General features: G+C 58.7%; 10 protein-coding genes. 8 read left to right on the forward strand and 2 right to left on the reverse strand.

Annotated elements, in window-relative coordinates; genetic code table 11:
- Nucleotides 1–237 precede the first annotated feature (237 nt).
- From F3I47_RS08455 to ompC, 5 genes are all read left to right on the forward strand, one after another.
- The gene (locus F3I47_RS08455) at nucleotides 238–2,136 is read left to right on the forward strand and encodes an Ig-like domain-containing protein (RefSeq protein WP_150028882.1); all 1,899 of its coding nucleotides are present in this window, start codon (nucleotides 238–240) and stop codon (nucleotides 2,134–2,136) included.
- Between the two features lie 302 nt (nucleotides 2,137–2,438).
- Nucleotides 2,439–3,794 (forward strand): TolC family outer membrane protein, encoded by a 1,356-nt coding sequence (locus tag F3I47_RS08460; RefSeq protein ID WP_058957778.1) that lies wholly within the window; start codon nucleotides 2,439–2,441, stop codon nucleotides 3,792–3,794.
- Between the two features lie 16 nt (nucleotides 3,795–3,810).
- Nucleotides 3,811–5,952: a type I secretion system permease/ATPase gene (locus tag F3I47_RS08465; RefSeq protein WP_150028881.1), complete on the forward strand. Its 2,142-nt coding sequence runs from the start codon at nucleotides 3,811–3,813 to the stop codon at nucleotides 5,950–5,952.
- On the forward strand, nucleotides 5,949–7,118 hold the full coding sequence (locus tag F3I47_RS08470) for an HlyD family efflux transporter periplasmic adaptor subunit (RefSeq protein WP_046102252.1): 1,170 nt from the start codon (nucleotides 5,949–5,951) through the stop codon (nucleotides 7,116–7,118). The genes F3I47_RS08465 and F3I47_RS08470 overlap by 4 nt, the downstream gene beginning before the upstream one ends.
- A 598-nt stretch (nucleotides 7,119–7,716) precedes the next feature.
- On the forward strand, nucleotides 7,717–8,835 hold the full coding sequence (gene ompC, locus F3I47_RS08475) for a porin OmpC (protein ID WP_150028880.1): 1,119 nt from the start codon (nucleotides 7,717–7,719) through the stop codon (nucleotides 8,833–8,835).
- Between the two features lie 17 nt (nucleotides 8,836–8,852).
- Here ompC and F3I47_RS08480 read toward each other — a convergent pair whose 3' ends face one another.
- Together F3I47_RS08480 and F3I47_RS22315 are read right to left on the reverse strand one after the other, a co-directional pair.
- Nucleotides 8,853–9,044 (reverse strand): hypothetical protein, encoded by a 192-nt coding sequence (locus F3I47_RS08480; protein WP_009089085.1) that lies wholly within the window; start codon nucleotides 9,042–9,044, stop codon nucleotides 8,853–8,855.
- 152 nt (nucleotides 9,045–9,196) lie between these two features.
- A complete protein-coding gene (locus F3I47_RS22315; protein WP_009089087.1) occupies nucleotides 9,197–9,307 on the reverse strand; it encodes a hypothetical protein in 111 nt (36 codons plus the stop codon).
- Nucleotides 9,308–9,478: 171 nt separating this feature from the next.
- Here F3I47_RS22315 and apbE point away from each other — a divergent pair, with 171 nt between their 5' ends.
- From apbE to F3I47_RS08495, 3 genes are all read left to right on the forward strand, one after another.
- Nucleotides 9,479–10,528 (forward strand): FAD:protein FMN transferase ApbE, encoded by a 1,050-nt coding sequence (gene apbE / locus F3I47_RS08485; protein ID WP_150028879.1) that lies wholly within the window; start codon nucleotides 9,479–9,481, stop codon nucleotides 10,526–10,528.
- Nucleotides 10,528–11,169, forward strand: coding sequence for a DNA oxidative demethylase AlkB (gene alkB / locus F3I47_RS08490; RefSeq protein WP_150028878.1), 642 nt, complete (start codon nucleotides 10,528–10,530; stop codon nucleotides 11,167–11,169). Before apbE ends, alkB begins: the two co-directional genes overlap by 1 nt.
- Nucleotides 11,170–11,265: 96 nt before the next feature.
- Nucleotides 11,266–12,918 (forward strand): multidrug ABC transporter permease/ATP-binding protein, encoded by a 1,653-nt coding sequence (locus F3I47_RS08495; RefSeq protein WP_150041091.1) that lies wholly within the window; start codon nucleotides 11,266–11,268, stop codon nucleotides 12,916–12,918.
- Nucleotides 12,919–12,942 lie beyond the last annotated feature (24 nt).

Raw genomic sequence — 12,942 nt, forward strand, 5'->3', positions numbered from 1 at the left:
GAATGAAAGCTTAGGGTAGGCGCAGCAAACGGCGACACGCCGTCAATCACGCTTCTGATCTTATTTGACGCGTTATTCGCGTCCTGTTCATCACGCCCTGTTACCTGCGGGTAACCGGTTCAGACCAGCGGAAACGGGCAGCTTCGGCTGACTCACTACCACGTTGTCAGAGTCAACTCTCGGGCTATCCGACGGTTTTGCTCTGCGTTTCTGATCTGTTATGAACTGAGGTGACCGATGTCAACACGCGATACGTTTCGTACCACCCGGCTCGACGCCATTTTCCAGGCGGCAGTCAGCGACTTTGCCGTTGCCGACAGCGCCGTGCCCGCTATGCCGCCCGTGGCCACGCCGCGCCTGAACCTGCCCATAAAACCGCAGCCCGCCGAAACACCCCATACCCTGGCGACCGCCGACAGTGCCCGCACCGTCAGTGCGGCTGAGAGTGCGTCACCCGCAGCCCTGCGGCCCTACGAACCTGTCGCTGCCGATGGTGTGATCGCTGGCTGGGAAGCACAAAAGCGGGTGCATCTGCGCGGCCGGGCTGAAGGCGAAGCGGGTTCGACCGTCACACTCACCTTCAACGACCAGAGCTGGTACAGCACCGTCAACAAGTGGGGCTACTGGAACGCCTCAATGCCGGCTGAGGCGCTGAAAGGGGTGCCGGATGGCAATCACACGCTGACGCTGACCCTGACCAATAAAGCAGGCCACAGCACCACGACTGAGGTGGGTTTTGGTCTCTATGCTGACCGCACCCTCAGTCCGACCCTGACCATCGACACGGTCAGCGGTGACAATGCGGTGAATATCGCTGAAAGCATCTACGGCGTTGAGATCAGCGGCAGCGCAACCCACCTGCCGGCAGGGTCAGTGCTCAAATTAACCCTGGGCACGCAAACGACCACCGCCACCATGGGAAGGGATGGCAGGTGGTCTGGCACATTTTCTGAAAGCGATATGCAGGTGCTGCAGGATGGCGTCTACAGCCTGAAAGTGACCGCGACCGATCCCAACGGGAAAACCGCAACCGACTATCACGATCTGACGCTGATCACGCACCTGAGCAGCCTGCCACTCATTACGTTCGACAACGTAACGCCGGATGATGTGATCAATCTGGCGGAAACCCAGCAGGACCTGCTGCTCAGCGGTACCCTCTCGACGGTTATGCCGGGTCATCGGCTGGTGATCACCGGTGCGAATCAGAAAGATTACGCTGCCACACTGGACGAAAGCGGGCACTGGCAGGTGGTGATCCCGGCTGCAGAGGTGAACGCTTTCATCAACGTGGGTGAGATCCGCGCCTGGTCGATCGACGGGGCCAGCAACTACACCGACGTCACGCATGTACTGAATATCCACACCGGGTTTATTCCGGTTTACACCGAGATGAATATCGGCGGTGACATGACGCTTAACTATCAGGAGGCGCAGCACGATCTGAGCTTCTACGTTGAGGGATGCAACACCGTTGAGATCAACGGCATAACTTACCAGCCCGATAGCGGGGGAATGGTGACGCTGACTTCCGCCGAGCTGATGGCGCTGGCGGATGGCCCGGTTGCCGCCACGTTTCATCGCTGGGATCAGTATGGCAACAGCGACAGCCAGACCCAGGATGCGCTCTTTACCGTCGCTGTGCATCAGCGGCCGACGCTGACGCTGGAGACCGCCTTTGGCGATAACGTCATTGATGCCGCCGATGTGAACAGCTGGCATCTGATTCAGGGCAGTTCCAGCCATCTGCAGCCGGGCAGCCTGGTGCAGCTGACGCTCGGTGACCAGCACTACAGCGCCAGTGTGAAGGCCGATGGCGGCTGGGCGCTGACCATTCTGGCCGGACAGCTGGCTCCGCTGGAGGAGGGTGACTACACGATGACGGTCAGCGGCCAGGACAGCGCCGGGAATCTGGCCACGGCCAGTCAGAGCGTGCGGGTGGCCTCCCATACGGAAAGCGCCGGCACCTTGCCTGCGCAGACGGTGGATCGGCTGCTCGACAGTTTCAGCGTGACGGCGGAGCACGCGCCGGAGGCGCAGGTGTCGTCCGCGTCCGAAGGGGTGATCGTCTCTGGCATGCCCTATACCCTGGCCGATCACCTGTTACAGCATCCGGCAGCGCATCCCCTGGCCTGATGCGGAACATTAAGAAAGGCAGGGCCTTCCGGACAGGTCTGTTCAGTCTGTCTGGAGTGGCTCAGGCTGTTAAGGTGGCGTTTTTTTATGCAATCGGCAGAAAGATGAAAGATTTCATCAGTTTTTAACAGGACTCGGTGCAGAATATGATCTAATAATGTTATGGGTTATTCAGGCTGTGGCTTGTAAAACATAAATAAAATAACGCAATAAAACCTTTAAGTGCGCCGTAACGCCTTTTCTGTCTGCTTTGTTCACCAGGAAAAAAACCATGATCATAAGAACGCCTGTTGGTATGGATAATGAACAAAGCACGATTAACTTTTCTGATATGCGCCCTGAGTGGCGTGGCACTCCCGGCGGCCTGGGCCGCACCGTTACCGAAGGCGGAGTTTAACTGGCGCGCTGCGCCCAGCGAAGAGCAGATTGCCAGCTTAACGCTGCGCGACGCCATCCTCCGGGCCTTCGCCCGTAATCCAAAAATCTCGGAAGCCGCGGCACAAATCCATGTCGGTGAGGGCGATCTCGACGCCGCCCGCAGTGCCTGGTATCCGCAAATCTCACTGCAGGGCGCGGCGGGGCGTTCGCATCAGACCGACTCCGCAGGCAGCCTGAACAATAATGGCTCCGGCGGCGTCACGCTCAGTCAGCTGCTCTACGACTTTGGTCGCACCGGCAGTGCCATCGACGAGCAGCATGCCCTGTCAGATGCCTATCGTTACGGCCTGTTCGACGCAATGACCACCGTGGCGGAAGATACGCTGCAGGCCTACCTCGAAGTCAAACGCTATCAGGCGCTGGCTGAAACGGCGCACACCAATATCGCCTCACTGCAGCGGGTGCGGGATATTGCCGGACTGCGCGCCGATGCCGGACTCAACTCCCGATCCGACGTGCTGCAGGCGGAAACCCGCATCGCCGCCATGCAGGCCACGCTTGAGCAGTATCGCGCCCAGCTGCGCTCTGCCACGGCCCAGCTGACCGTGCTGACCGGCGTGGTGCCCGCCACGCTGCCGGAACTGCCGCAGGCGCTGCTGAAACAGCAGATCACCCTCGACAAAATCGCCTATGAAAGCAGCGCTGCGGTTCGCAGCGCCCAGTCTAAACAGGAAGCAGCCCGTGAACGGGTGCGTCAGGCGCAGTCGGGTCACTGGCCGACGATCAAAGTGCAGGCGGGCCGGACCCGTTATGAAAACGATCGCCAGTCGTACTGGGATGATGAAGTGCAGCTTCAGGTGGAAGCTCCCCTCTACCAGGGGGGCATGGTGAATGCGAAAACGGCCTCAGCCGAGGGCGATCGTGAGGCGGCGCAGGCGGCGGTGCAGCAGGCCAAACTCGCCATCAATCAGAACGCCTCAACGGCCTATGCGGATATGATCGGCGCGCAGCAGCGGCAGGCTGCCGGAGAAGTGCAGCTGGCCAGTGCCGATCATACCCGCGCTGTCTACGCCGACGAATATCGCCTCAGCAAGCGCAGCCTGAACGATCTCCTGAGTGTGGAGCAGGATGTGTTCCAGGCCGACAGTTCGCGGATCACCGCGCTTTATGATGGCTGGGATGCCACCGTTCGCTACGCCGCCGCAGTCGACAATCTGCTGGATATCATGGGTATCGATCGCCAGCAGAGCAGCGGCGATCTTCTTCCTTCGCTGCAATAGCGATAAGGCAATAATAATGAGTACAGCCACCCTGAACACTGAAAACTGGATTGCCGCCATGCTGCGCGTGGCCGCGCGATTCGGTAAACCGGCCGATGGCAAAACCCTGCGACAGCAGATGCGCTGGTTTGAACATCTGCCGGTGTCCCAGCAGCTGGAGCGCCTCTCCGGTCTGCTGGGACTGCATCTGACAATGGTGCCCCAGAATAAACTGCGCTGGCGTCAGGAGATCACCCCTGTGGTGCTGGTGCTGGAAAATGCCAGCGTGGCGGTGCTGGAGAGCATCGATAAAGAGGGCAGCGCGCGCTACTGGCTGAGTGAAGGCGGCGACGTGGTGCGGGAAAGCCCGTTATCTGAACTGCTGGCGCGTGCCCAGGGGGATGTGGGGGTCACGGGCGTCGCGGCGCGGGGCCGGGATGCGCGCATTGATGAGTTTATCCAGCCCTATGAGCCGCACTGGTTCTGGAAAAATTTTCGTGGCATGGGACGCCGCATCACGGAGATCTCGCTGGCCTCGGTGGTCAGCAATGTCCTGGCGCTGGCCGGCATCCTCTTTTCGATGCAGGTCTACGATCGGGTGATCCCGGCGCAGTCGCAGTCGACGCTCTGGGTGCTGTTTGTCGGCGTGCTGATTGCGGCGGCTATCGAGTATCTGATCCGGCTGATGCGCACCCAGGTGTCGGACCTGATGGGCAAACGGATCGACCTGAAAGTCTCCGCCATGCTGTTTGCCCGGGCGATGAGCATCCGCAATGAGGCGCGGCCAAAATCGACCGGTTCGTTTATCTCGCAGCTGCGTGAGATTGACCAGGTGCGCGAGCTGCTGACCTCCACCACCGTGGGGGCGGCTGCCGATCTCCCCTTTGTTATTCTCTTCCTGTTTATCATGTCGTTTGTCGGCGGCTGGCTGGTTCTGATTCCGCTGGCGGCCATTCCGCTGATCGTGATCCCCGGTCTGCTGGTGCAGATCCCGATGGCGCGGCTGGCGAAAGAGGGGCTGCGTGAGGGGGCGCTGCGCAATGCGGTGCTGGTGGAGACCATCGAAGGCATTGAGGATATCAAGGCTCTGCAGGCCGAGCCCTATTTTCAGCGCCAGTGGGAACAGACGCATGAAGTCAGCGCTTCAATCAGCAATCAGCAGCGCCTCTGGGGTGCGCGTCTGACCGGCTGGGCGGCGACTGTGCAGCAGCTCACCTACGCGGGCATGCTGGTCTTTGGCGTTTACCTGGTGCTCGATTCGCAAATCACCACCGGGACCCTGGTCGCCTGTAGTCTGCTCTCCTCACGGACCATCGCCCCGCTGATGCAGCTGACGATGGTCTTCTCACGCTGGCAGCACGCCAAAATGGCGATGAAAGGGCTGGATGAGCTGCTGAAGAAGCCGCTGGATCAACCGGAAGCCAGCACGCTGGCGCACTGTCCGACGCTGACCGGCCATTACGATCTGCGCAACGTGCACTACAGCTATGACGAAGAGAATGAAAAAACGGTGCTCAGCGTGCAGCAGCTGCAGATCAAGCCGGGCGAGAAGGTGGCGATCCTCGGCAAGGTGGGGGCCGGAAAGTCGACGCTGCTGAAGATCCTGGCGGGTCAGGCACTGGCGACCCAGGGCAAGGTGATTGTGGATGGCGTCGACATCGAACGCATCGATCCCGTCGACCTGCGCCGTCAGCTCGGCTGGCTGTCACACGACTCCCGCCTCTTCTTTGGCACGCTGCGGCAGAACCTGATGCTGGGCAATCCCCACGCCAGTGAGCAGGAGATGCTGCAGGCGCTGCGCATCAGCGGCGCGCTGTCGCTGGTGCAGCAGGATGCCGCCAGCCTGGATCGCATTATCAATGAGGGGGGACGTGGACTGTCGGGCGGACAGAAACAGATGGTGATGCTGAGCCGGATGATCCTGCGTCAGCCGCAGGTGGTGTTGCTGGATGAGCCCACCGCGGCGATGGATGAACAGCTGGAGGAGCAGGTGATCCGGCAGCTGCAGGGCTGGATCAGCGGGCGAACGCTGGTGCTGGTGACTCACCGTCCGGCGCTGCTGAAAATGGTCGATCGTATTGTCGTTATGGATAACGGCCGGATTGTGGCCGATGGCCCGCGCGACGATATTCTGCGCCGCGCGACGCCGCCGTCGCCCGGTAAAGGAGGTGCCGCATGAGTCTGGTGATTGTTGATAAAGATCTTGCCCGCCATGAGCGCCGCACATCGGCGATTATCTGGCTCTGCACCGCCGCGCTGGCCCTTTTTCTCATCTGGGCGCACTTCGCCATTCTGGATGAGGTCACGGTCGGCACCGGCAAAGTCACCCCCTCCAGCCGCGCACAGGTGATCGACAGCCTGGATGGGGGCATCGTCAAGCAGCTTAACGTTCATGAGGGTGACATCGTTGAGAAAGGGCAGGTGCTGGCAACGCTCGATCCTACGCGCTTTCAGTCGAACTTCGGCGAGGCGCAGGCGAAGGTGCGCACGCTGCGCGCCTCTGCCGAGCGGCTGGAGGCGGAGCTCTCCGGCACGCCGCTGACCTTCAGCGCAGAGACCCTTAAAGAGCCGCAGCTGGTGACGCGGGAACGTCAGCTCTATGAGTCGCGACGTCGCAACCTCACCGAAACGATCAGCAATCTGCAGCAGTCGCTGCGGCTGGTGCAGGATGAGCTGCGGCTGACGGAGCCGCTGGTAGCTAAAGGCGCGGCCGGCCAGGTGGAGGTGATTCGTCTGCGCCGTCAGGTCAGCGATCTGCGCGGCAAAATCGATGAGGCGCGCAATGACTATCTGGTTCGTGCGCACGAAGAGCAGGTGAAAAACAATGCGGAACTGGATGCGCAACTGCAGGTGGCCGCTGGCAAAGAGGATCAGCTGACCCGCGCCACGCTCTACTCGCCGGTGCGCGGCATCGTCAAAGATATTCAGGTTACAACGGTGGGGGGCGTACTGGAGCCGGGTGGCAAACTGATGGAGATCGTTCCGCTGGAGGATCAGCTGCTGATTGAAACGCGCATCAACCCGCGCGATATCGCCTGGATCCGGCCTGGCCTGGCAGCCATCGTCAAGGTGACGGCCTACGACTCCTCTATCTATGGCGACCTGCCGGGTGAAGTTGAGACGGTCTCACCGGACACCCTGCAGGATGAGGTAAAACGCGATCAATATTACTACCGGGTCTACGTGCGCACCCGGAAAGCGGAGCTGACCAACCGGGCCGGGCGAAAATTCCCGATTGTGCCCGGTATGGTGGCCAACGTGGAGATCAAAACCGGTCAGAAATCGGTGATGGATTATCTGATTAAGCCGCTGAATAAAGTCAAAGAATCGCTGCGGGAACGCTGAGACTTTTCTGAAGCCAGCATAACCGCCTGCTTAATTACGGTGATAAATTAACATGGCGGTTATTTCAGCATTCAGGCGGGAAAAGGGGGCGAAATTTACCACTCTGTGCGGTAACCGCCGGATGTTAATTTAACCCACTTAAGAAAGTTTACGCAGATATAGCGAAACGGTAAATCGCAGGCAAAAAAAAGCCGGACAAACTGTCCGGCGGGAAATAATAAGTTGTACATCTCATTCGGGGAGAATGAAGGTAATAATGGAATAAATGATGATAGCGGGGACTATTCTATTCTCAGATGAGTCATAAGTTTTATCATTCAGTGCTTCGGAATGATCTGAAATAACTCATTGATAACCAATGAATCTGAATAGGTTTAGCGATTCGTGCGGCAATTTTTATCGATCTGTGCTGGTTATTAGTTCCCCGTAATTTACATTATGAAATAACTGTTTCGACTTGTGTAACACTTTTGGAAATTTAGTAGCATTTTCCAGGTGGATTATTACCCGTTATAAAAGAACAATGGCCTGCCGGCTGAATTTTAAACATTCAGTTAGCAGTGGCAAATTATAAAGGCACATAACAGAGGGTAATAAAATGAAACGTCGCGTTCTCTCCCTGGTGATCCCTGCATTGCTGGCAGCAGCAGGATCAGCAAACGCAGCTGAAATTTATAACAAAGACGGCAACAAACTGGATCTGTTCGGTAAGGTTGACGGTCTGCACTACTTCTCTGACAACGACGGCTCTGACGGTGACAAGTCATACGTTCGTTTTGGCTTCAAAGGTGAAACGGAGATCAGCAACGAGCTGACCGGTTATGGTCAGTGGGAATATCAGGCTGCGCTGAACAACTCCGAGGATGAAGGCACCGCCGACAGCTATACCCGCGTGGGCTTTGCCGGACTGAAGTTCGGTGATGCCGGTTCATTCGATTACGGCCGTAACTACGGTGTCGCCTACGATATCGGCGCATGGACCGACGTGCTGCCAGAGTTCGGCGGGGATACCTATGGCGCTGATAACTTCATGTTCCAGCGCGGCAACGGCATGGCGACCTACCGTAACAATAACTTCTTTGGTCTGGTGGATGGCTGGAACTTTGCTGTTCAGTATCAGGGCAAAAATGATAACAACACCGAGTCGGCTGGTGGCCGCGACGTGCTGGGTGAGAATGGTGACGGCTGGGGTCTGAGCACCACCTATGATCTGGGCTCAGGTTTCGGTATCGGTGCAGCCGCATTCCAGTCCGATCGCACGAACCGCCAGAATGGCGGATCAGAGGGTATCCTGGGACGGGGTGATAAGGCGGAAGTTTACACCGGTGGTCTGAAATATGATGCCAACAACGTCTACCTGGCGGCCATGTACTCACGCTCTTACAACGCCACCCGCTTCGGCGACAGCAGTGACAGCTCTTCAGCCTACGGTTATGCCGATAAAGCGGACAACTGGGAACTGGTTGCCCAGTATCAGTTCGACTTTGGCCTGCGTCCTTCTCTGGCCTACGTGACCTCACGCGGCACCGACATGCAGAACTGGGGCAAACAGAACCTGAAAAAATATGTTGATGTCGGTGCGACGTACTACTTCAACAAAAACATGTCCACCTATGTTGATTACCAGATCAACCTGCTGGACGACAACGACTTCACCGACGCAGCCGGTATCAATACCGACGACGTGGTGGCACTGGGTCTGGTTTACCAGTTCTGAGTCAACAGGGAGCGCAGTTACCGCTGCGCTCCTGCGTGACCCTGCGGGCTGACCGCGTCAGCCTTGCGCCATTTTGCCGGTTCCGCCACCGTGGTTTCTGGCGATACCACGCTACCAAATCGCGCACCTTCAAAGGCTACACCCGCCAGGGTGAAAGCTGAAAAGCTCAGCCAGTGCTGCCAGGCTGCCTGCCATCCGGAATTTTTCATTCTGCACCTCTCATCAGAGATAAACACTGTTTCAACAGTGCAGAATTCATGCCAGCTTAACCGCTCTCACAGCCACAGACTTTACGCCTGCTTTGATACACTTGCTGCGCCCGACGGGAGCAGATTGCCCCACGCCGGTGCAGTGCAGCCTGTTAATGGCGCGGCCGGGAAGGGAGCATGTGACGATGACGACGCTGATGCAGAACTTTATAGGTGCTGAAAACAAACAGCCCCAGGGCAATGGCGAGAATCAGATAGATCATCTGCTGCTCCTTTATTAAATGAATGTCGATCGCCTGATTAAAGGCGGGCAGAGGGTAGATGACGGGTCAAGTTTGAGGGGCTTAACAGAGATATTCAACTCTCTTTAAGCGTCTTTACCCGAAGTTTATGCTTTGTAGCAGGTCGGAATAAAGTGTTACAAGTGAGGAAGGATGCGTTATCAGACTAATCTGCTGCTTACAGCAGTGCTGGCACTGTCATTAGTGGCCTGCGATAAACCTGCGGCTGAACCGGCGCTGGTGCTGGAAGGGAAAACGATGGGAACCGTCTGGCGGGTGAGCCTTGCGGGTGTCGATCAGGCGCGCAAGGCGGAACTGCAGCAGCGTATTCAGCAGCGGCTGGATGCTGACGATGCGGAACTCTCGACGTGGAAGCCGGACTCCGCGCTGTCACGCTTTAACCAAAGCCGCGATCTCACACCGCAGCCGGTGAGTGAAAACATGGCAGACATTGTCACCACCGCACTGCGGATTGGCCGTAAAACCGGTGGCGCGATGGATATCACCGTCGGCCCGCTGGTCAATCTGTGGGGCTTCGGCCCGACGAAACAGCCCGTCCACACGCCCGATGCTGCACAGATCGCGGCCGCCCGTGCGGAGACCGGTCTGCAGCATCTGCGGGTGGTGCAGGGTGCCGGGGGGCAGTGGCTGCAGAAAGATCTGCCGGGGCTCTATGTTGACCTCTCAACCGTCGGCGAGGGCTTTGCGACCGATCATCTGGCGCGACTGATGGAGCAGCTCGGCATCAACAACTATCTGGTGTCGGTGGGCGGCGCGGTGCTGAGCCGCGGGCTGAATGCGCAGCAGCAGCCCTGGCGGGTGGCGATCCAGAAACCTACCGACCGCGAGAATGCCGTTCAGGCGCGCGTTGATCTGCAGGGGCACGGCATCAGCACCTCCGGCAGCTATCGCAACTATTATGAACTGGACGGCAAACGGATTTCTCATGTCATCGATCCCGTTACCGGACGGCCTATTGAGCATAAGCTGGTTTCCGCCACGGTGATTGCCACCACGGCGCTGGAAGCGGATGGCTGGGATACGGGCCTGATGGTACTCGGCACGGAGAAAGCCAAAGCGCTGGCACTCGAACAGCATCTGGCGGTCTATCTGATCAGCAAACAGGGCGATAAATTTGTCAGCTGGATGTCGCCGCAGTTTGCTGCTTTCCTGATCCCCGCTGCAACGACCGGAGAACCCTGATGTTAGATCTCTTTAGTGAAGAGCAACCCTGGCAGGAGCCGCTGGCAGAAGGCGCCGTGATCCTGCGCCGCCGCGCGCGTGAGGAGGCAGAAACGCTGTATCAGCAGGTGATGGCGATTGCAGAACAGAATCCGTTTGCCCACCGCATTACGCCCGGCGGGCACCGCATGTCGGTCGCGATGACCAACTGCGGCGACTTTGGCTGGTCGGTGGATTCGCGCGGCTATCAGTATGAGCAGCAGGACAATCTTAATGGCCGCCGCTGGCCCCCGATGCCGCCCCTGTTTCGCACCCTGGCGCAACAGGCCGCCCTTGAAGCGGGCTTTCCCGGCTTCAATCCGGATGCCTGTTTACTTAATCGCTATGAACCGGGCGCAAAGCTGACGCTGCATCAGGACAAAGATGAAAAAGATATGCGCCAGCCCATTGTCTCCGTGTCGCTGGGGCTACCGGCCGTGTTTCAGTTTGGCGGCTTTGAGCGGGGCGACGCTACTCAGCGGGTGCTGCTGGAACATGGCGACATTGTGGTGTGGGGCGGGCCGTCACGCCTGCGTTATCACGGTATCCTGCCGCTCAAGCCCGGCGTGCATCCGCTGGTGGGTGCCTGGCGTTATAACCTCACGTTCCGCCGCGCCTTCTGAGCCCTGGGGCGCGAGGCGGCGTGGTGAGAATAACTATTGCTATCATTCCGCATCCCATTACACTGCAGGCTGTTTTTTGACTGCTGGATTGCCTGCATGACGTTGCTACACGTTGTTTTTCGCCAGTTCCGCTGGCCTTTCATTGGGGTGATTGCCCTGACGCTGTTAAGCGCAGTGCTGGGCATCGGGATGATCGCCTTCATCAACCGCGAAATGATTGTCGCCATTAACACCTCTTTTGCGGTACTGCCGCAGTTCCTGTTGCAGCTGGTGGTGCTGATGGCGGTCACGCTCGCCTCGCAGCTGGCGCTGACGACGCTCGGCCATCAGTTTGTCTGGCGGCTGCGCGGTGAATTTATCAAACGTATTCTCGACACCCGGGTCGAGCGCATTGAGCAACTCGGCAGTGCCCAGCTGCTGGCCGGGCTGACCAGCGATGTGCGCGCCATTACGCTGGCCTTTGTGCGGCTGCCGGAGCTATTTCAGGGCGTCATCATTACCCTCGGTTCGGCGATCTATCTCGCCTGGCTCTCTCCGGCGATGTTACTGGTGACCAGTCTCTGGATGGCCGTCACGCTGGTGGGCGGCTGGCTGCTGGTCTCGCGGGTCTATCAGCATATGGCGAAGCTGCGGGACATCGAAGATAGCCTCTATCGCGATTACCAGACGGTGATAGAGGGGCGTAAAGAGCTGCAGCTTAACCGGTCGCGCGCTCAGCAGGTCTACGACACGGTTTATCAGGAAGATGCCCGCGCCTGGCGTCATCATATTGTGCGGGCCGACACCTATCATCTCAGTGCGGTTAACTGGTCGAACATCATGACCTTAGGCGCTATCGGCATCGTCTTTTTTATGGCCAACAGCCTGGGCTGGGCTGACACGGCCGTCGCCGCGACCTTCTCTCTGACGCTGCTGTTTCTGCGCACGCCGCTGCTCTCGGCGGTCGGCGCGCTGCCTACGCTGCTCAGCGCGCAGGTGGCGTTCCGTAAGCTTAACGCCTTCGATCTCGCTCCCTATCAGCCCGGCTTCCACGCGCCAGCCGCCACCGCGGCGTGGCAGACGCTGGAGTTACGTGATGTCTCCTTCCACTACGGCGACAACGGCTTTAAGGTCGGGCCGATCAACCTGACGCTGCGCCGGGGAGAGCTGGTCTTTCTGATTGGCGGTAACGGCAGCGGGAAATCGACGCTGGCGATGCTGCTGACCGGGCTTTATCAGCCGCAGTCCGGCACGCTGCTGCTGGATGGCCAGCCGATCACGGCAGATGAACTCGATCGCTGGCGCAGTCAGTTCTCGGCGGTCTTTACCGATCTGCACCTGTTTGATCGGCTCATCGGGCGGGAAGGGGTTCCGGCCAATCCGGCGCTGGTTCAGCAGTGGCTGGAGAGGCTTAAGATGCAGGATAAGCTGAAACTTGCCGGTAATAAGGTGCTGAACCTCCGGCTGTCCAAAGGACAGAGCAAGCGCCTGGCACTGCTACTGGCGGTGGCAGAAGAGCGGGATGTGCTGCTGCTGGATGAGTGGGCGGCCGATCAGGACCCCCATTTCCGTCGCATCTTCTATCGTGAGCTGCTGCCGTGGCTGCAGGAGGCGGGCAAAACGGTATTTGCCATCAGCCATGACGATCACTATTTCATTCACGCTGACCGGCTGCTGGAGATGCGCGAAGGGCAGTTAACGGAGCTGACCGGTAATGAGCGCGACCTCGCCACGCTCGACTCGGTAAAACGCACCGACACCGGCCTTTAGCGGCAGATGGCAAAACTTAGCAAA

This window comes from Pantoea sp. M_10, assembly GCF_008631515.1.
GTDB classification, from domain to species: domain Bacteria; phylum Pseudomonadota; class Gammaproteobacteria; order Enterobacterales; family Enterobacteriaceae; genus Pantoea; species Pantoea anthophila.